Annotated in this window: 16 protein-coding genes; 2 read left to right on the top strand and 14 right to left on the bottom strand. The window is 72.4% G+C overall.

Annotated elements, in window-relative coordinates; genetic code table 11:
• Nucleotides 1-118: 118 nt before the first annotated feature.
• Genes AC067J_RS08140 through queC form a run of 3 tightly spaced genes read right to left on the bottom strand, consistent with a single transcriptional unit; the run spans nucleotide 119 to nucleotide 1,928 of the window.
• Nucleotides 119-832 (bottom strand): 7-carboxy-7-deazaguanine synthase QueE, encoded by a 714-nt coding sequence (locus tag AC067J_RS08140; RefSeq protein WP_401001776.1) that lies wholly within the window; start codon nucleotides 830-832, stop codon nucleotides 119-121.
• Nucleotides 829-1,230 (bottom strand): 6-pyruvoyl trahydropterin synthase family protein, encoded by a 402-nt coding sequence (locus tag AC067J_RS08135; RefSeq protein WP_401001778.1) that lies wholly within the window; start codon nucleotides 1,228-1,230, stop codon nucleotides 829-831. Before AC067J_RS08135 ends, AC067J_RS08140 begins: the two co-directional genes overlap by 4 nt.
• Nucleotides 1,227-1,928, bottom strand: coding sequence for a 7-cyano-7-deazaguanine synthase QueC (gene queC, locus AC067J_RS08130; protein ID WP_401001780.1), 702 nt, complete (start codon nucleotides 1,926-1,928; stop codon nucleotides 1,227-1,229). Before queC ends, AC067J_RS08135 begins: the two co-directional genes overlap by 4 nt.
• A gap of 304 nt (nucleotides 1,929-2,232) precedes the next feature.
• Here queC and AC067J_RS08125 point away from each other — a divergent pair, with 304 nt between their 5' ends.
• Entirely contained in the window at nucleotides 2,233-2,982 is a 750-nt protein-coding gene (locus tag AC067J_RS08125) for a helix-turn-helix domain-containing protein (protein WP_401001782.1), read from the top strand.
• On the top strand, nucleotides 2,979-3,449 hold the full coding sequence (locus tag AC067J_RS08120) for an NUDIX domain-containing protein (protein ID WP_401001784.1): 471 nt from the start codon (nucleotides 2,979-2,981) through the stop codon (nucleotides 3,447-3,449). The genes AC067J_RS08125 and AC067J_RS08120 overlap by 4 nt, the downstream gene beginning before the upstream one ends.
• On the opposite strand, the gene AC067J_RS08115 is transcribed toward AC067J_RS08120, so the two are convergent.
• The 11 genes from AC067J_RS08115 to AC067J_RS08065 form a co-directional block, all read right to left on the bottom strand.
• Nucleotides 3,437-3,991, bottom strand: a complete 555-nt coding sequence (locus AC067J_RS08115) for an HD domain-containing protein (protein WP_401001785.1) — start codon at nucleotides 3,989-3,991, stop codon at nucleotides 3,437-3,439. The two genes, AC067J_RS08120 and AC067J_RS08115, sit on opposite strands and share 13 nt — an antisense overlap.
• Nucleotides 3,992-4,000: 9 nt before the next feature.
• Nucleotides 4,001-6,160, bottom strand: coding sequence for a Helicase associated domain protein (locus tag AC067J_RS08110; RefSeq protein ID WP_478297078.1), 2,160 nt, complete (start codon nucleotides 6,158-6,160; stop codon nucleotides 4,001-4,003).
• Nucleotides 6,161-6,385: 225 nt separating this feature from the next.
• Entirely contained in the window at nucleotides 6,386-7,369 is a 984-nt protein-coding gene (locus AC067J_RS08105) for a phosphotransferase (RefSeq protein WP_478297077.1), read from the bottom strand.
• 187 nt (nucleotides 7,370-7,556) lie between these two features.
• The gene (locus tag AC067J_RS08100; RefSeq protein ID WP_478297076.1) at nucleotides 7,557-9,686 is read right to left on the bottom strand and encodes a hypothetical protein; all 2,130 of its coding nucleotides are present in this window, start codon (nucleotides 9,684-9,686) and stop codon (nucleotides 7,557-7,559) included.
• A gap of 14 nt (nucleotides 9,687-9,700) precedes the next feature.
• The gene (locus tag AC067J_RS08095; RefSeq protein ID WP_478297075.1) at nucleotides 9,701-11,593 is read right to left on the bottom strand and encodes a glycoside hydrolase family 15 protein; all 1,893 of its coding nucleotides are present in this window, start codon (nucleotides 11,591-11,593) and stop codon (nucleotides 9,701-9,703) included.
• Nucleotides 11,594-11,625: 32 nt separating this feature from the next.
• A complete protein-coding gene (locus AC067J_RS08090) occupies nucleotides 11,626-12,159 on the bottom strand; it encodes a hypothetical protein (RefSeq protein WP_478297074.1) in 534 nt (177 codons plus the stop codon).
• Between the two features lie 70 nt (nucleotides 12,160-12,229).
• The gene (locus tag AC067J_RS08085; protein WP_478297073.1) at nucleotides 12,230-12,472 is read right to left on the bottom strand and encodes a hypothetical protein; all 243 of its coding nucleotides are present in this window, start codon (nucleotides 12,470-12,472) and stop codon (nucleotides 12,230-12,232) included.
• Nucleotides 12,473-12,623: 151 nt separating this feature from the next.
• Nucleotides 12,624-14,153: a Mur ligase domain-containing protein gene (locus tag AC067J_RS08080; protein ID WP_478297072.1), complete on the bottom strand. Its 1,530-nt coding sequence runs from the start codon at nucleotides 14,151-14,153 to the stop codon at nucleotides 12,624-12,626.
• Between the two features lie 87 nt (nucleotides 14,154-14,240).
• Nucleotides 14,241-15,656, bottom strand: a complete 1,416-nt coding sequence (locus AC067J_RS08075) for a glutamine synthetase family protein (protein ID WP_478297071.1) — start codon at nucleotides 15,654-15,656, stop codon at nucleotides 14,241-14,243.
• Nucleotides 15,653-17,146 (bottom strand): amino acid permease, encoded by a 1,494-nt coding sequence (locus AC067J_RS08070; RefSeq protein ID WP_478297070.1) that lies wholly within the window; start codon nucleotides 17,144-17,146, stop codon nucleotides 15,653-15,655. The genes AC067J_RS08075 and AC067J_RS08070 overlap by 4 nt, the downstream gene beginning before the upstream one ends.
• Nucleotides 17,147-17,216: 70 nt before the next feature.
• A complete protein-coding gene (locus AC067J_RS08065) occupies nucleotides 17,217-18,197 on the bottom strand; it encodes a hypothetical protein (RefSeq protein WP_401001802.1) in 981 nt (326 codons plus the stop codon).
• Between the last annotated feature and the right edge of the window lie 189 nt (nucleotides 18,198-18,386).

Below are 18,386 nucleotides of genomic sequence, written 5' to 3'. Positions count from 1 at the left end.
CACAGCCTGAGCGGCAAGCAGGATCCCGCTTCGCCCATCGTTCGACCGAGGACCGCTACCGCACACGCGCGGTCCGGGGAAACCGGAACGACCGCGCCGCTCAGGTGCCCTGGCGCTGTCAGCGGCCACCCTCGTCCTCCCAGATCAGGGTGTGGAGCCGGGTGCTGAGGTTCCAGCCACGGGCCAGGACGGGTTCCGCCAGGGCCCGCTGGCCGGCGATCACCTCGGCACTGCTCGTACCCTCCGGCATGATCCACACCTGAGTGAGGGAGAACTCCTCTACCAGGGAGGCCACTTCATCGAGCTGGCCGATGTCACGGACCACGAACTTGAACCGGGCCTTCCCGCAGGCCGCGAGCGCCCGAAGCGCCTCCGGGTTGATACGGCGGTCCCCGGGCGCCGCGAACGCCTGCAGCTTCGGCGAGACGTTGAACGCCTCTACCGCCTCCACCAGGCCGGGCAGCGGGACCACGGTCCCGTTCGTCTCCACCTCCACCCGCCGGCCGGACAGCAACTGCACCAGGGCGATCAGTTCGCTCTGCTGGAGCAGCGGCTCACCGCCCGTGACCACCAGGAGGCGGGGCGAGTGGGACATCACCCAGGCGGCCAAGTCCTCCACGCCGTGCCGGGTGGACACCTCTCGCGGGTCGAACCTCGACCAGTCCCAGGTCTGCGGTGTGTCACACCGAGGGCACTTGAGGTTGCATCGCGACAGACGCATGAACAGCGCCTCTTCCCCCACGCTCGGGCCCTCGCCCTGGAACGTCGGACCGAAGCACTCCGCGATCAGCAGCCCCCGGCCGCCGAGTACCGCGCCGCCCATGAGGCTCATCGCTCACCCACCTGGAACTCGGCCCAGCTGCTCGCGGTCTCCGACACCCGTACCGCCGCCAGGCGGCCGGGCAGGCCCGGCTCCACGTGCTCCACGAACCAGCCGGCGAACCAGGCCGCGAGGTTCTCCGAGGTCGGCGCCGACGGCAGGACCTCGTTCAGCACGCGGTGGTCGAGCGTGGAGTCGATCATCGCCTTCACGGGTGCCAGGTCCCCGAAGTCGGTGACGAAGCCGGGCTCGACCAGCCGGTCCGCGGTGAGGACGAACTCCACCGTGTAGGAGTGGCCGTGCATCCGGGCGCACTGGTGGCCGTCCGGCAGGCCGGGCAGGAAGTGCGCGGCCTCGAACCGGAACACCTTGCCGATCCGGTGGCGGCCGGCCAGAACCCCGGCGCTCATCGGGCCGCCTCCGCGCGGGCGTACTCGGTCGGGTCCTCGACACCGGCCAGCGAGAACGCCTCGATCCGCTCGGTGCACGTCCCGCACGTCCCGCAGTGCAGCTCGCCGCCCTTGTAACAGGACCACGTGTCCTGGAACGGCACTTGGACCTGGCGCCCGATCTCCACGATGTCGGCCTTCGCGAGGTCGATGAACGGCGCCAGCACCTCGAATCCGTCGGCGAGGAATCCCTGGTTGCCGGCCTTCGCAGTCTCGGCGAACAGGTCGAAGAACGAGCTGCGGCAGTCCGGGTAGATCGCGTGGTCGCCGGCGTGCGCGCCGAACGCCACCGCGTCCGCCCCGAGGACGACCGCCATGCCGACCGCGATGTCCAGCATGATCGCGTTGCGGTTGGGCACCACGGTGCTGCGCATGCTCTCGGCGGTGTAGTGGCCATCCGGGACCCGGATGCCGGGGTCGGTCAGCGCGGAGCCGCTGAGCAGGCGGCCGAGTCCGCTGAGGTCGACCACCTCATGGTGGGCGCCGAGGTGGCCGGCGATGCGTCGGGCGAAGTCGAGTTCCTTGCGGTGCCGCTGCCCGTAGTCGAAGGAGAGCAGCGAGAGTCGGCTGCCGCGGTCGGCGAGCCAGTAGGCCACGGTGGTGCTGTCCAGACCACCGGAGGCGATGACGACCGCATGACGCGGCGTGTGTCCAGTCATCTCCGTACTTCTTCCTGTAGTCCTCCATGACGGAGGGCGGAGTGAGTCCCGCGAACGATGCGCGGGCGGACCGAAGTGGGTGCTTCAGTTGCCGGCGGCGGCTGCGGCTTAGGGCCGATGCGCACGCAGGCGAGTGGTCCATAGCCGGCTCGGACGGGGATGGGGCACCCGCGCGTGAGCTGGCGATAACTCAGAGTGCCTCCACCGTGCGGGACATGATCAGACATGAGCTGGACGTATCAGGACGTCCCCGCTAGCGTCAGGCCGTCCGAGTGCGTCCCAAGACGTCCGAAGTGGGGGTCGAATGGCCAATGAGCGACTGCGTTCCGCGCTGGTGAGCCGGGGCGTCAAGGAAGAAGACCTCGCGGAGCACGCCGGGGTGGACGCGAGGACCGTCGAGCGCTGGATCACCAAGGGCCGCGAGCCCTACCGCAAGCACCGGCAGGCCACAGCAGCATTCCTCGGATTCGAAGAGGACTACCTCTGGCCGAACGCGAAGCCTGAGGAACAGCGGATCGACGCCGCGGACGCCGAGATCGTCCACGTCTACCCCCACCGCTCCTCCGTGCCACCGGACCTCTGGCTGACCTTCGCCGAGCGGGCCACGTCCGAGCTGGGAATCCTCGTACACGCCGGGGTCCATCTCGCGGAGAACCCGCGCTGGCACCGCCTCCTGCGAACCAAGGCGGACGCCGGCGTTCGCATCCGCATCCTGCTGGGAGACCCCGACAGCCCCGAGGTCGCCCGCCGAGGCGAGGAGGAGGAGATCGGCGAGGGAGTCGCCTACAAGGTCCGGGAAGTCATCAAGCTGTACAGGCCGCTCTACGGGGTACCCGGAATCGAGTTCCGCTCGCACCGCTCCACCCTGCACAACTCCCTCTACCGATCCGACGACGAACTGCTGGTCAACACCCAGATCTACGGAATCAGCGCACCACTGACCCCGGTCCTGCACCTGCGCCGCGTCGCCGGAGCCCTGCTCGTACTCAGCTACCAGGAGAGCTTCGACAAGGTCTGGGCCCGAGCCGAACCGCTGAAGAGGAGCACCCCGTGAGCCGCACCGACTACTTCAACGACCCCGACGCCCCGGAAGCCCAGCGGATCGTCCCCGCCGTCACCGCCTTCGTGCTCAACGACCACGACGAGGTGCTCCTGGAGCGACGCTCCGACAACGGACGCTGGGCAATGCCCGGAGGCGTCCAGGAGATCGGCGAAAGCATCGCCGAAGCCGCCGTCCGCGAAGTCGAGGAGGAAACCGGCATCCGGGTGCGGGTGACCGGCATGGTGGGCATCTACAGCGACCCCGGCCACGTGATCGCCTTCTCCGACGGCGAGGTGCGCCAGGAGTTCTCCATCACGCTGCGCGCACAGCCCCAGGGGGGCACGCTGAGGGCCAGCTCGGAGTCGTTCGAGGTCCGGTGGACGCCCCGGTCCGAACTTGACGCCCTGGATATCGCGCCGACGACACGGCTTCGCCTCGACCGCGGATTCGAGAACGACCCCGCCCCCTACATCGGGTAACCGCCCGGACGAGCCGCCAGCCGCTCCTCGACCCGGGCGACCATCGAGAGCAAGGCCGGGCGCGCCGCCGACACGGCCCGGTGAACGACGTGGTCCGGAGCGTAGCGGCAAAGGACCTCATCGAGCCGCGAGGTGGCATCCACCAGAGCGCCGCCGGGCCCGCTCGTGAGGTCGCAGAACGTGATGGCGTCCAACAGATCGGACGGGGGCCGCTCGAACTCCGCCAGCGCGGGCGCCAGCCCAAGCTCGGCTGCTTCCCACTCCGACGAGGAGTGGTAGGCCACCAGCGAGCAGACCAGCGGATCACATCCCAACCGGGCAAGGTAGCGGGCACCGTCGATCATGTGCTGGCCGGTATCAACCGCCGCGGACGCGTAGCCCACATCGTGCAGGATCGCGCTCACCGCGAGAACCTCACGAGCACTACCCACAACGGGCGCCAGCTTCCGTGCCTGAGACAACACTTGCTGGGAGTGAGCCCATCGCGCAGGAAGGTCCGACAGAAGTATGCCCGTAAGGCGATGCGCAGCGAGTAAGTGCATCAACCCAGGTTAGGCGAGGCGTGGTCGACGCTCCTCGTGCTGCGGCCCGGTCGTGCTGTCGTGGTGCGGGGGGAGGTCGACGCCGCATGCCGTCAGTTCAGTGTGCTGCCACAGCGGCAGCCGTCCCTGACGGGCGTTCTTTCGGCAGTTCTTCAGCCAGTCCCCGAGGCGGCCGTGGTCACCGCCTCGGTCCGACGGCGGGACACGGGCATGGCCGTGCTGCGCCACGAACTCCTTCAGCAGCGTGATGTTGCTCCGAAACCGGTGCTCCGCGACGGAGCCCACGAATCCGAGGGCGTCCAGCTCGTGGCGCTGGGCGGTGCTGAGGGAGTCGCCCTGCCTTCGCCTGACGCGGACTTGCGAGCCGAGGGGCCGGCCGCCGGGGGTGACGTAGGTGCTGGGCACCAGGAGGTTGCCGTGCTCGGCCTTGTAGTCGGTCAGGTCCTGCACGAGCTGCTTCCACTCGGCTTCCCCGGTGTGCCAGACGACACCGAGGTCTTCGAGCCGGCGTGTGACGGAGGCGGGCAGGGAGTTCTGGCGGTGCCGGTGTTTGGCGTTGTTCAGCCACTGCCCGGTCCTCTCCCCGCTGGGGCCGATCCAGTCCCGGGCGACGCGCAGGTGGCCGGTCTGGGCGTGGAAGGCCTTCAGGTCGGCCAGGTGGCGCTCCCGGCGGGAACCGGTGGACAGGACGGCCCTGGTGGTGATCGCTTCGATGAAGCCGGCGGGGATCTCGCCGGTCCCGCTGAAGGAGATCCAGTTCGGCAGGCCCGGTGGTTGGGCCGGTCGGGCGGGGCGGTCGCGGGAGCGTCGCATGCGGGTGAGGTGGCGGTAGAGCCGTTCGTCCATGGCGGCCATGGCCGCGACGGTGGCCAGGGCGGTGTTGAACCCGTTGTCCTCACCTGCGTTCGCGGCTGTGATGGCCGGGACGATGATGGCCGCGACCTTCTCGCGGCTCCGGTCGCCCCGGCGCAGGGCCCGTCCGGCGATCTGGGTGACCTCGATCTTCGAGCGGCGCGGGTCGACGATGGCGACGGCGTCGGTCTCCGGGCAGTCGAATCCCTCGATCAGGAGCCGGGAGTTGGTGAGGACCGCGAGGCTCTCGGTGCTCGACCGGAAGCGGTCGAGGATCCGGCGGCGCACGGTACGGTCCTGTCGGCCGTGGACGTGTCCGGTCCACAGTGAGGCGGGCCGGTGCTCTGGCGGCAGGTGGGCGACCAGGTGCTGCAGGAGCTGGGCGAAGGCGCGGGCCGCTGCGACCGTCGAGTGGTAGGTGATCATGCGGCGGGAGCCGCGCTCCGTGGCCGCGCGCAGGACCGCGACGGCTTTCGCCACGACGGTGGCCTCGACGTGCATGGGGCCCACGGTCAGGAAGGTGCCCTGGCGGACGAGGTCGGTAACGGTCCGGGTGGAGGTGTCGGCGATGACCAGCTCGTAGTCGGCGAGCCGGCCCCGCTCGATGGCCTCGCCCACGGACAGCCGGTGGACGACGGGCCCGAACCGGTCGGGCCGGACCGGGATGCCGTCGGTGCCGACGAGGTCCCTGAGAGTCGCCGTCAGGGAGACCCGGCGCAGGGCCGGAATGCTCTGGTCGTTGTGGATCCGTGCCCAGGTGTTGCTGTCCGAGCGGTGCAGTTCGTCGGCGATGACGAGGTCCCAGGCGCCGGCGCCGGCCTGGTGGGCGGCGATCACGATGTGCAGGCTCTGGTAGGTGCAGATCGCGGTGATCCGCCGCCCCGTCGTTCTGAGGTCGGCAAGCTCCTGAGGATCGCTGACGACCCGGGCACCGCGGCCGGCGGAGGCGTCACCGAGGACCCGTCGGTCCGAGCAGATCGCGATCACCTCGCCGAGGGCATCGGGGCCGAAGGCGCCGGCCCACTGGTCGAGGGTCTGGCTGACCAGGTCAAGTGTGGGAACGGCGATCAGCACACTGCCGGTGCGGGGGAGGACCTCCTGCGCGATGGCGCCCGCGACCACGGTCTTCCCGGATCCGCAGGCCATTAGGACGACGACCTGTGGAGTGGCATTCAGCGCGGCGGTGGCCTTGTCGACCGCCTCGTCCTGGTCCGGCCACAAGGTCACGCCGGCGAACGCACGCGGACGCCGGGCAGGGTGGGAAGGGGCGGTTTCGGGCAGGACGGTGTCCTCGATCCGGGGGGTGGTGCGAAGCATGGGTGTCCTTGCAGCAGTAACTGGTGGCGTCGGCGGTCCGTGGCAGTGCGCTCAAGCGGGGTGTCGGCAAGGGCCCGGCCGGAGCCCGGACGGAGCCCGGACGGGCGGGGGCCGCTCGTCATGGCGTCCTCTCCCGCAGGCCGGTGCGGGTGGTCCGCCGGGCATCGAGGACCGGCGGCCGGTCCGGGGCCGGGCACGCACCCGCCCGGCCCGGCCACTGCCTGATCAGTCGCTGCGCGCCTCCCCGGGCCGTCGCATCACGGGGGCCTCGCGGCTGTTCCAGTCCCACGGGTAGGCGGGCGGGCCCTCGCTCTGGCGCCGCAGGCAGGCCGTCCGGTGCGTGGCCTCGGGCATCCACGCCGGGTCGTGTGTTGCGGCTTCCAGGGCTATGACGACGCCGCATGCCGCTCGCAGGCGGGCCAGCACCCTGTATGCCGCGCCGCGCTGGACGGTGGTGACGTCGAGACCGTAGGCCGTCCGGAATTCTTCGTACCCGTGGGGGTCCGCAGCGAAGCCGTCCCGGGTCCACGCCACGAACGCGAGGTCGTAGAGGGCAGGTCCGACGGCGAGGGATTCCAGATCGAGCAGTGCCGGTCCGTAACTGGGGCTCAGCATGGTGTTGAAGGTGTTGAGGTCGCCGTGCACGACGGCCGGGGCTTGGGGCCAGAGGTGGGCGGACCACTGCTGGCCGGCTGCCGTGACCTGTCCGTACAGCCAGTACCGGTCGGCCGGTGCGAGGACCCGCCGGGGCAGGGCGGCGATCCTGGCCAGAAGCTGGCGGGCAGGGTCGAGTGCCGGCAGGCGCAGGTGTTCGGGCACCGGGAGGGCGTGGAGCGCGGACAGCAGGTGTGCCAGTTGCGCGGAGGAGACGGGGCCGCCGTCGCCCAGGTCCTCGCTGAAGGTCACCAGCCGGCCCTGGCGTGTCACGGCGGGCGCGCTCAGCGGACGGGCCGTCATCACCCCGTTGTCCCGTAGCCAGTGGGCGGCCGTCGTCTGGCACTGCACGGCGGAGTGGTCCTCGCCCGGCTTGTAGATCTTGGCGATGGCGGAGGACCGGCCGGTGGCGCGGGGCAGGCGCACCACTGTGTGCTGGCGGTGCTGGAGCACGACCGCGCCGGCCGGGTCGAGCCCCGTCATCGCGGCGGCTTCGGCGAGCGCTGCCTCGCCTGCCGGGTCCAGGGTGCGGGGTTCCCGCTCTGCGGGGCTCACCGGATGCCCGGTGCGGAGAGGGGGGCGCTCGCGGACGCGGGGCGGACGCGGGGGTGCTGGCGGTGGGCCGCCGGTCGGGGCGGGGTGCGGTGGTGGACGGGTGGGGCAGCGGTTGGCATGTCGGAGTCCGGGGTGGTGGTGGTCGGTGGCGGGGGCGGGGACATCGCGCCGGCGGTCGGGGCGACGCTCACCGCGTGTCGGGGCACGGGGCGAGCACGGCGGCGAGGCGGTCGTTGAGTCGCTTCTCGTCTCTCGTGCTGGCGAGGCCCGTGTACTGGTGGAGGCTGGCGGTGTACCAGCCGAGGGCGACGTCCGACTGTCCGGCGCGTTCGGCGGCCAGTCCGAGGAACTCGGTGGTGCGGGCGATCCAGTGGCGGTGGCCGAGGTCGGCGAACTCGCGCCGGGCTTGGACAAGCGTCGAGACGGCGAGATCGTGCTGGCCGGCGAGGGAGTAGCCCTCGCCGAGGTAGGCCAGCGCCCTCGCGGCGTTGAGCGGGTCCGGTGGCTGGAGGCCGGTGAGATCGGTACGGGCCATGCGCAGAATCGGGAGGGCGAAGTCGACATGGCCCTGGCGAGCGGCTGCGGAGGCGAGGAGCATCCCGGCGAGTCCCGCGCCCCGGCGGTCGTCGAGGTCGCTGTAGAGGCTGAGGGCTTCTCCGAGGAACGACTGGGCCTCGTCGTACAGTTCGGCGTCGTGGAGGGCGGCCCCGATGCCGGAGGTGTACTGGGCGACGCCGGCGCGGTCGCCTGCGGCTTGGGCCAGGGCGGCGGCCCGTGAGTAGTGGGTGGCGGCCTCCTTGTGGCGTTCGGCGGCGACCAGGCCGAGGGCGAGGGCGGAGGACATCTCGCGAATGGCCATCGGCTCGCCCCAGCGCAGTGCGGCGCGCAGCCCGGCCTCGTACACGGTGATCCACATCGGGACGTCGCGGTGGTAGTGGAAGAGGGGCCACAGGTCGGAGGCGAGGGCGCAGGCGATCGCCGGGTCGTCGCGGTCGACGGCGGTGATCATGGCGGCGCCGACGGCGGGGGCGATGGCCTCCAGCCAGGCGAGGGCCTCGTGCCGGTTGGTGAAGCGCAGGGGTTCGACCGGGCGCTGCAGCAAGGCGGGGCGGGGTAGGGCACGGTGGTGCGGGGTGAGGAGCTGGGCGCAGGCGCGGGCGGCCTGGAGCAGGTGGGTGAGGTAGCCGGTGCAGGCGTCGTCGGCGGCCAGCCTCGCGGGTGCTCCGACGCCGATGGCGGCGCTGCGGACGGCGGGGCGGAGCGTGTAGAGGTCGCCGCGGACGGCGGCGCGGTGGGCGGTGTCGAGCAGGCCCCGGGCGGCCAGCTCGGTGAGGAGCACGCGGGCCTGGTCGCGGGTGGTGCCGGTCGCGGCGGCACCGGAGGCGAGGTCGAGGTCCGGGGCCGGGACCAGGGCGAGCCGCCGCAGGAACCCGGCCTCCTGCGGTGACAGGTGGGCGAGGGCGGTATCGACGGCGTGGCGCACGGGGTTGTCCGATCGGGTTGCCCCTGATGGGGAGGGCGCGGGTAGGCCGGCGCGCAGCGGCAGGTCGGGCTGGAGGACGAGGTCGGCTGCGGCGAGCGCGATGGCCAGCGGCATCCCGCCGTGGAACCCGACGAGGGCCGCCGCCCCCTGCGGGTCGCGCCCGGTGCGTTCCTCGCCGACGATCCGCGACAGCAGCCGTAGGCCGTGCTCGGCCGCCAGCGGTTCGAGGCGGTGGTGGACGGCGCCGTGGGCCAGCAGCGCGGGCAGCGGGTCGCGGCTGGTGACCACGAGCAGGCAGCCCGGCGTCGCCGGAATCAGCGGCAGCACCTGACCGGCGTCGGCTGCGTCCTCCAGCACCACCAGCACGCGCCGCCGGGCGGTCTCGCTGCGCCAGAGGCCGAGCAGGTCCTGTTCGGTCCAGGGCAGCGGGGCGTGGTCGCCGAGGCCGAGTGAGCGCAGCAGTGACCGCGCGGTCTCGGCCGCGGTGGCGGGGCCGCCCGGGGAACCTGCGCGAAGTCGGGCCACCAGCTGGCCGTCCGGGTATCGGCTGGCCAGCTGGTGGCCCAGCTTCGTGGCGAGGGCGCGCTTGCCGACGCCGTCCGGGCCGGTGATCACCACGACGGGTGCCGTTTCGTCGGCGGGGGCCCGGCCGAGGACGGCGTCCAGGGACAGCAGGGCCTCCTCCCGGTCGGTGAACACGGCGGGGACGGGGGCGAGTTGGCGCGGCACCGGTGTCGGCAGCGAGGGCGGGCCCGGGTGGAGGTGCACGCCGCCGGTGATGGTGCCGGCCTGGACGGCGGTGGCGACCGATGAGCTGTCGACGGTGTTGCGCACCTCGCCCCCGCGCACTACGCGACCACGGCGGCGGGTGCCGCCTGCTCGACAGCTGCCCGGGGGCGGGGCGGTGCGGCCCGCCGGGCCTGGGGCCTGGGGGCGAGGCGGACGGCGGCGTCGACCATGCTCCAGTGCGAGAACGCCTGCGGGTAGTTCCCGAGTTGACGCTGGGCGAGGGGGTCGTACTCCTCGGCGAGCAGGCCGAGGTCGCTGCGCAGGGCGAGGAGCCGGTCGAACAGCTCGCGGGCCTCGTCGGTGCGGCCGATGGCGGCGAGGTTCTCGGTGAGCCAGAACGAGCAGGCGAGGAAGGCGCCTTCGTGGCCGGCGAGGCCGTCCACGTTGGCGCCGGGCGCCTCGTGGGTGGCGTAGCGCAGGACCAGGCCGTGCTCGGTGAGGTCGTGCTGGACGGCCTCGGTGGTGGCGATGACGCGCTTGTCGTCGGCGGGCAGGAAGCCGGCCTGGGGGATCAGCAGCAGGGAGGCGTCGAGGGTCTGGCCGGCGTAGTACTGGGTGAACACTCCGCGCTCGTCGACGCCGTGGGCGCACACGTCGTGGTGGATCTCCTCGCGCAGCGCGGCCAGGCCGACCAGGACGGCGGGGTCGGCGCCGGGGCGGCGCTCCAGCAGCCGCAGGGTCCGGTCCACGGCGACCCAGCACATGACCTTCGAATGCGTGAAGTGGCGTGCCTCGCCCCGGATTTCCCAGATCCCCTCGTCCGGCTCCCGCCAGCGCAGCTCCACCTGGGCAACGAGCGCCAGGAGCAGGGAGTCGACCTGCGGTGAGGGCGGCAGGCCCGCGTCCTCGGCGAGCAGCAGCGTGTCCGCGAGCTCACCGAACACGTCGAGCTGGAGCTGGCCGGCGGCGCTGTTGCCGATGCGCACGGGCCGGGAATCCTCGTACCCGGGCAGGTGGTCCAAGACCTCCTCGTCGAGGTCGGCGTCGCCGTTGAGGCGGTAGATCGGCTGGAGGCGTTCGGGGGTGATCGTGGCGACGATCCAGCGCCGCCAGCGCCGGGCCTCCTCCAGTTGTCCGAGCCGGATCAGGGCGGCGATGGCCAGCGCGCTGTCGCGCAGCCACACGAACCGGTAGTCCCACTGGCGCTCGCCGCCGAGTTGTTCGGGCAGGGAGGTGGTGGGCGCGGCGATCACGCCACCGCCCGGGTGGCACATGGCCCTGATGGTGAGGGCGGAGCGCACCACGGCCTCGCGGTACGGGCCCCGGTAGGTGCACCCCCGTGCCCACTCCTCCCAGAACTCCACGGTCGCGTCCAGCTCCGCGAAGGCGTCCGGCGGGATGGGCGCGGGCCTGTTGGAGGGCTTCCAGGTCAGGGAGAGCGCGATGCTCTGGTGGGCGTGGAGGGTGACGTCGGCCCGGCACACCCCGTCGCGGTTGACGGTGTGCGAGGGGCCGTCGAGCCAGTACGAGTGCGGGTGGGTGGTCGCCGACAGGCGCGGGGTGCCGTGGTTGAAGCGCTGGATTGTCGGCAGCGTCGCGCCGTAGTCGGTACGGGGCCGGAAGACGGAGGCGACGCGCACCACGCCGCTGACGCACTCGACGATCCGGATGATCTGCGGGTCGGCGTCGTCGGTGACGCCGGGGCCGGGCATGAAGTCGGTGACCGCGAGGACGCCGGTGTCGGTGTCCCACTCCTGGCGCAGGACCATGGTGTCGCCCAGGTACTGGCGGCGGTCGGCCGGCGGCGGCGGGGAGCCGTCGTAGACGGCCGGGCCGACGCGCCAGAAGCCGTACTCCTCGCCGCCGAGCATCGAGGCGAAGACGGCCGGGGAGTCGAAGTCGGGCATACAGGCCCAGTTGATGGCGCCGTCCGGGCGGACCAGGGCGGCCGTGCGGGTGTTGCCGAGGAGGGCGAGGTCCTCGATCCGGAACGGGGTGGCGGCGCGGAGCATGGTGGTCCTGACGTGAGCGGGAGAGTTGGTGGTCAGCCGCGGACGGCGGCCGGGGTGGCCAGCGCGGCGAGGGCTGCGGTGACGGTCTCGGCGAGTGTGTCGGCGACGGGCAGCCACGGCATGAGGTGGCCGAGCAGCACCCGGTTGGCCTTCTGGACCGGGTCGGCCGGGTCCGAGCCGACGACCACCGCCCCGCCGTAGGGGCTGAACAGGCCGGCCTCGTAGCAGTCCTGGACACGCACGTGGCCGATCGGGTTCCAGAACAGGACGAGAGAGGCCCGGCGGATGTTGGTGTCCTGCCAGCCGAACGGCGCCCACGCGGCGTAGGGGTCGGTGGCCGGGTTGCGGGAGGGGCGCGGGTTGAGGACGGTGCCGTCGAAGCCGGCGCTCGCCAGCAGGTCGACCGCCTCCAGCTGCCAGTCCGGGCAGCCGATGGTCGCCCCGGCGAGGAATACGGATTGCAAGCCGTCCGGCTCGAACGGCTCCGGCGCCTCGATGTAGCGCAGTCGCTCCGGTCCGCCGTCGCGACGGCCCGGGGCACGCTGGTGGGTGGGTGGTGTGGTCATCTGGTCTCTGTGATCGAAGGGGTGCGGCCCTGGCCCGAACGGCCGCCATGGGTGGTGCGGGTCGTGCTGGTCAGCCGAACCGGCGGGTGCCGGTACGGCCGGGGTCGTTCGGGGGCGGCGTGCGGTGGTTGACCAGGCGGTCGGCGACGCCGAGGGTGGTCAGGGCGGCGGCGGCGAAGATGCCGAGGTAGACCGGTCGGCCGATCTCAGCGAAGTGCTCCAGCAGGTGTACGGTGCATCCGCCGATGATCACGCCGAGCAGGAAGCACAGCACGGCGAGCGCGATCCGCCCGGGTCTCGGCCGGGCGCTCACGGTGCAGCGCTCCTCGTCCCGGCGGTGCGGGCGAGCGGTTCGAAAGTGGCTCCGGCGGAGGCCAGGACGATCAGCCGACGTTCGGTGGAGGCGAGGACGGGCAAGGGCGCGGTGGGCACGGCGGCGTCTCCAACAGGGCGGTTCGAACGGTTCACAGGTGCTGAGGGATCGGCGCACCGGGCGCCGCCAGGTGGAACAGCAGACGGGCCCCGAGACGCTCGGACTGCCCGCTGCCGATGACCAGGACCAGGTCGCCCTCGGCGGCCAGTTCACCGACGAGCTGCTCGGGGCCGGGCTCGCACGGGCCGGAGCGGGCCCGCTGGACCTTGCCTTCGCCGAGCTTGTGACGGGCGGCCTGCTCGACGTCGTCGAGCGGGTCGGGCACGGTGTGGTGGACCAGCGGAGTGCTGACCGGCAGCAGCAGCGCGTGGTCCACGCCGACGAGCGCGGCGCCGAGTTCGGCCGCGTGCTTGCTGGTGCGGGCGATGCCGTCCGGCTCCAGGACGACGAGCAGGGAGCCGTCGGTGAGCATCCGGGCGGCCTCCACGTCCTGGGCGACCTCGCGCGGGTGCCGGGCCCGGGAGTCGACCACCGTGATGCCGCGCTGCGAGCCGACCGTGGAGAGCGAGCGCTCCACCCCGCGGAAGGAGGCGGCGCGCTCGGCGACGGCCTGCGGGTCCTCGCCGAGCACCAGGGCGGTGGCGAGGGCCGCGCACACCGCCAGCGCGTGGTGGCGGCCGGCCACCGGGAGGACGAAGGCGTGGTCCGTGTTCTGGTAGCGCAGGACGACGCGGAAGTCCGTGCCGGTCCAGCGCGGTGTCATGATCCAGACGGTGGAGTCGGGGTCGGTGCCGACCGTGACCACCCGCTGGTCGGGCACGGGACGGTCGCCCAGGCGTTCGCGCAGGTTCGCCGTGCTGGTGTCCCAGGTCGGCAGGACGACCACGCTCGCGTTGCGGGCGAGCCTGTCGGCGGCGTTGAGCCCGGCGATGTTGTCCTCGAAGTGCGGGGCGTTGGTACTGGTGGCGAGGATCAGCGCGGCGGTGAACCTGGGCTCGGTCGTCAGGAAGTGCGGGGCGGGGCGGTGCTGCCAGGCGCCGGGCGGAGCGGCCTCGTGGGTGCCGGCGTCCGGGCACAGGTCCACGACGATTCGGCTGCCGTCCCCCGCGTGCCCGGCGGCACCGTCGCGGGCCGGGGCGGTCAGTACCCAGCCCGTCCGTCCGTCGTCGAGGACGTGCGCGAGGGCTGCTGCAGCGGTCGCGGTGCTGTGGCTGCCCGCCACGGCCACCGCCCCGGCTCCGGCCTGGACGGAGAGGGCCTTGAGCGCGACGGCACGTCCGAGGATCGGCAGCCGCAGCACCTGGGCGCGGTCCAGCTCGGGGTGCGGTCCGGCGACGACGCCCGACCAGACCACCGCCGTGCGGTCGGTGCGCACGTGCCCGGCGTCGAAGCCGACGTGCACCCGTACGCCCGCCGCTTCGAGCGCGGCGACGACGGGGCTGTTCCTGGCGGTCTCGGGGATGCTGCCGGTGACGTCGGCTCCGGCCTCGGCCAGCCACCGGGCCAGGCCCTCCATGCCGGAGGCGACGACGTCGACCAGGTGCACGGCCGCCAGCAGACCGGGAACGGCCGGCCGCGGATTGGTTCCGACCACGGTCTCGGGCCGGGTGGTGGTGTCCATGGTGTTCTCCAACGGGGAAGCGTGGTGTGGGGGTTGGATCCGGGCCGGGCGCGGGGAGGGGGATTCGACCCGCGACCGGCCCGGGGCTCATGCCTGGAGGAGACCGCGCTCGACCTCGGCGTCGGTGACCACACGGGCGTGGTGGTCCAGGTCCATGCGGGCGATCAGGGCCAGGTGCGCGACCACCGGTTCCTCCAGCAGCTCACCGGCCAGGGAGCTGGCCTCGAAGCTGCCGACGGCCTCCTCCAGCGACTGCGGCACCAGGGGCACATCGCGCTGCTCGTAGGCGTCGCCGCTGACGGCGGGCGGGGGCTTGAGGCCGGCCTCGATGCCGTGCCGGATTCCGGCGAACACCGCCGCCAGGGCGAGCAGCGGATTGGCGTCCGCACCCGGCAGGCGCACCTCCAGCCGCAGGCTGCGGCCGTGGCCGACCACCCGCACGGCGCACGTCCGGTTGTCCCGGCCCCACGTGAGGCGGGCCGGCGCGAAGGAGTGGTCGCTGAGCCGCTTGTAGCTGTTCACGTACGGCGCCCAGAGCGGGGCGACCTCGGGCAGCACGGCCAGCAGGCCGGCCACCGCCTGCCCGCCCAGCTCCGACAGCTCGGTCCCGTCCTGCGGGTCGGCGGCCAGCACCGGCCGGTCGTCGAAGTCGGCCAGGGACACGTGCAGGTGCAGGCCGCTGCCGACCCCGGTGGACGGGGCCGCCATGAACGACGCCGTCAGACCGGCTTCGTCCGCGACCGTCCGGGCGGCGTGCTTGAACAGCACGTGCTGCTCGCACGCCGCCACCGCCTCCCCGTACGGGAAGGTCACCTCGACCTGACCGGGCGCACCTTCGCCCTTGACGGCCTCGACCGGCATACCGGCGGCGGCCAGGACCTCGCGGAGCCTGCGGCCGAACTCCCGCACCGGGCCAGGCTGGTCGAGGCCGTAGTCGCCGTTGTCCCGCACCGCGGGGCTAAGGCCCCTCCAGCCGGAGGCCGCCGAGTCCCGGGCGGTGCCCTCGTAGAGCACGAACTCGGTCTCGATCCCCACCGCCGGCACCACGCCGACCCCGGCGAGCCGGTACAGCTGTTCGGCCAGCACCGTGCCCGGAGCCAGCGGGTGCGGGTATCCGCCGCTGATCGGCTCGGCGAGCACCACCGCGGTGCCCGGCAGCCACGGCAGCACCCGGGCCCGCCCGGTGCCGGGCAGCAGAGCGACGTCGCCGAACCCGGACTGCCAGGAGAACGGACCAGTCTGCGCCGGGGTCATGCCCAGGTCGGTGCCGAGCACGTACGTGCACACCTCCGGGGACAGCGCCCCCGACCGCAGCCGCTCCACCAGCTGGGCGGCGTCGTACTCCTTGCCCTTCAGCCGGCCCTGCGCGTCGACCGTCGCCAGCAGCACCGTCTCCAGGCCGAAGGCGGACACCAGCTGCTCCAGCGGCCCGGTCGGCGAGAGCGCCGCCGTGGTCGGGGGCTTGGCCGCGCGGGAGCGGGCGGCCCGTGTCGTTGCCCTCATACGATCTGCGCCTCGACCCGGGCCATGTGCGGGTCGGCCACCACCGGCACGGAGAATTTGTTGCCGGCCAGCTTCCACCACGCCCACGCCAGTACGAGGACCGCCGCGAGGGTGATGGGTGCGTAGTTGAACGTCTCGACGGTCACGGGGGCGCGCTGCGGCAGGCACATCAGCGCCGTCAGGGTGACCACCCACACCACGGCGGCGATCCCGATCGGCCGGCTCCACCGGCCCAGCTCCCAGGGCCCGGGGACGAACCGGCTGCCCCGCCGCAGCCGCAGGTAGACGGGGATGATGTAGGAGCAGCTCATCCCGATCACGTTCACGGCCGTCACCGCGCCGTAGGCAACCTGAGACCAGAGCGACGGGACAGCCAGGACGAAGGCGACCGACACCGCCAGCCACACCGCGGGCACCGGCACGCCGCCCGCCGAGACCCGACGCCACGTCGCCGAGCCGGGCAGCGCACCGTCCCGCGAGAAGGCGTAGATCATGCGCGATGCGGCGGTGGTCTCCGCGCTGCCGCAGAACAGCTGGGCCCCGATCACGACGAGCAGCAGCAGCTTCGCGCCGGTCGCCCCGACCGCGTCCTGGAAGATCTGTGCGGGCGGCACGGCGGAGGCGGCAGTGCCGGCGTAGTCGTGGACGGCGAACAGCAGGCCGGCCAGCAGCACCGTGCCCGCCAGCAGGGAGACCCAGATCGAGCGGACGATGCCGCGCGGCGCGGCGAGCCTGGCGTCCTTGGTCTCCTCCGACAGGTGCGCGCTCGCGTCGTAGCCGCAGAACGTGTAGCCGCCCAGCAACAGCCCGATGGCGCTCACGTAGATGGGGTTGGACCAGCCGGTGCCGTTCTCGAAGTGCGTGAACACCCAGCCCACGGACTGGTGGTGGGAGGGGACGACGGTGAGCACGCCGACGATCAGCGCGACGCCCAGCAGGTGCCACCACACCGAGACGGAGTTGAGCAGGCTCACGACGCGGACCACGACGACGTTCAGCAGGGCGTGCAGCACCAGGACGCCCGCGAAGATCGTCAGGATCAGGCCCGGCGTCGGGGCGACCCCCCACTGCAGCCCGGCGAACGCGGTGATGAAGCTGGCGGCGCCGTAGTCGATGGCGGCGATCCCGCCCAACAACCCGAGCAGGTTCAACCAGCCGGTCGTCCAGCCCCACCGCGGACCGCCGAGCCGCTGGGCCATGTAGTAGAGGCCACCGGAGGTGGGGTAGGCGCTGGTGACCTCGGCGAGCGCCGCGCCGACCAGCAGGACGGCCAGGCCGACGGCGACCCAGCCCCACATCATCACGGCCGGGCCGCCCGTCACCAGCCCGAACCCGAACAGGGTCATGCAGCCGCTGAGCACGCTGATCACGGAAAAGCTGACCGCGAAGTTGCCGAACCCGCCCATCCTGCGGACGAGTTCGGGCTCGTAGCCGAGAGCGCGAAGATGTTGGTCCTCGGGTCCGGACGCGGTGCGCTGGGGCCAGGACATGGCGAAACCTCCAGAGGAAGAGGGGGATCGGGCCCGGCGCGGGGCCGGGCGGAAGGCTGGTCGGTGGCGGTCAGCCTGCGACGGCGTAGGACTGGTTCATCGCCTGCCGCAGCAGGTCGCCCGGCCGGTCCGCTGCCATGCTCTGCCAGGGCTGCGCTGAAATGAACGGGCTCATGGCGGCGAACACCTCGGCCGCCTGCGGGCGTTGGCGACTCGCCCAGAGCGCGTGCGCGAGGTGACTCTCGTCCACCACCGGCCATCGCACTCCCTGCGCGAGCGCAGCCTGCCAGTGCCCGAAGGCGCGTAGCACCGTGTTGCGGACCGTCTCGTCGTCCGTCCACTGCATCTGGACCGCTTCCTTGCGCTCGGCACGGCGGTAGCGGTCGACGTACAGGTACAGCGGCAGCGCGTGGAGGGCGGAACCGCCCGGTGCGCTGGGCAGGTAGGTGGCCAGGAACTCGATCGCCGGGCCGCTCTCACCGCGAGCCATCCAGAAGCGGAGCATTCGGTGGAACGCTTCCCTGTTCCACGGGTCGGCCATGAGAGCCTGGTCGAGCAGGGCCCACGGGCCGGGCGGGAGCATCTGGTCCGGTGCCCCGGCCCGATGCTCAGGACGTGCCTGGCCGGTGTCCAACTGGGCGAGCGCCAGCAGACCGATCCACGGAACGGGGTCGCGGGCAAGCGTGGAAGCCGCCTGCCAGCACCACCCCCGGGCCGAGTGCTCACGGGCGGCAACCTCTCGCGGTGCGGAACCCGACTGTCTGGCCATGAGAGCCAGTTCGACGGATGCCCTGGCCTGCAGCGTGACCAGACCGAAACCGTTCGGCTCCTCGCCGGCCCAGTGCTGAAGGACATCCGTGTGGGCTGCGACCGCACCGAGCGCCTGGGTGCGCGAGGTCCACAGCGCCCGGTCACGCCACGAGCCGGCCAGCAGCGCCCGGGCCGCCCACCAACGTCCGGCTCGCAGCTCCTCCACCGCCCCGCGCAACTTTTCGTCGTGGCCGGCGGGATGCTGAACGAGCTGCGGCCCGGGGCCGTATGAGACGTCCATCGCCGTTCCCTTCCAGGAAGATGTTGCTAGGAGGAGCCGCGACACCGGAGCCAGAAGGCCGCCGAGGTGAATGGCAGAGGTGATGTACGGAGGCGTGCTCGGTGGCGGATCGGGACTGTCTCGACCGCGACAAGCGAAGTGATCACCTTCGACCTGAGCAACTGCCAGCCGCAGTAACGTGCCCGAGAG

This window comes from Kitasatospora sp. NPDC042419 (assembly GCF_056437345.1).
This window is presented reverse-complemented; position numbering and strand designations above follow the sequence as displayed.

What these genes read in the sequence shown, in the direction of transcription:
- AC067J_RS08140 (WP_401001776.1), bottom strand. Translation starts at nt 832, where the DNA reads ATGAGCCTCATGGGCGGCGCGGTACTCGGCGGCCGGGGGCTGCTGATC.
- AC067J_RS08135 (WP_401001778.1), bottom strand. Translation starts at nt 1,230, where the DNA reads ATGAGCGCCGGGGTTCTGGCCGGCCGCCACCGGATCGGCAAGGTGTTC.
- queC (WP_401001780.1), bottom strand. Translation starts at nt 1,928, where the DNA reads ATGACTGGACACACGCCGCGTCATGCGGTCGTCATCGCCTCCGGTGGT.
- AC067J_RS08125 (WP_401001782.1), top strand. Translation starts at nt 2,233, where the DNA reads ATGGCCAATGAGCGACTGCGTTCCGCGCTGGTGAGCCGGGGCGTCAAG.
- AC067J_RS08115 (WP_401001785.1), bottom strand. Translation starts at nt 3,991, where the DNA reads ATGCACTTACTCGCTGCGCATCGCCTTACGGGCATACTTCTGTCGGAC.
- AC067J_RS08110 (WP_478297078.1), bottom strand. Translation starts at nt 6,160, where the DNA reads ATGCTTCGCACCACCCCCCGGATCGAGGACACCGTCCTGCCCGAAACC.
- AC067J_RS08095 (WP_478297075.1), bottom strand. Translation starts at nt 11,593, where the DNA reads ATGCTCCGCGCCGCCACCCCGTTCCGGATCGAGGACCTCGCCCTCCTC.
- AC067J_RS08090 (WP_478297074.1), bottom strand. Translation starts at nt 12,159, where the DNA reads ATGACCACACCACCCACCCACCAGCGTGCCCCGGGCCGTCGCGACGGC.
- AC067J_RS08080 (WP_478297072.1), bottom strand. Translation starts at nt 14,153, where the DNA reads ATGGACACCACCACCCGGCCCGAGACCGTGGTCGGAACCAATCCGCGG.
- AC067J_RS08075 (WP_478297071.1), bottom strand. Translation starts at nt 15,656, where the DNA reads ATGAGGGCAACGACACGGGCCGCCCGCTCCCGCGCGGCCAAGCCCCCG.
- AC067J_RS08070 (WP_478297070.1), bottom strand. Translation starts at nt 17,146, where the DNA reads ATGTCCTGGCCCCAGCGCACCGCGTCCGGACCCGAGGACCAACATCTT.
- AC067J_RS08065 (WP_401001802.1), bottom strand. Translation starts at nt 18,197, where the DNA reads ATGGACGTCTCATACGGCCCCGGGCCGCAGCTCGTTCAGCATCCCGCC.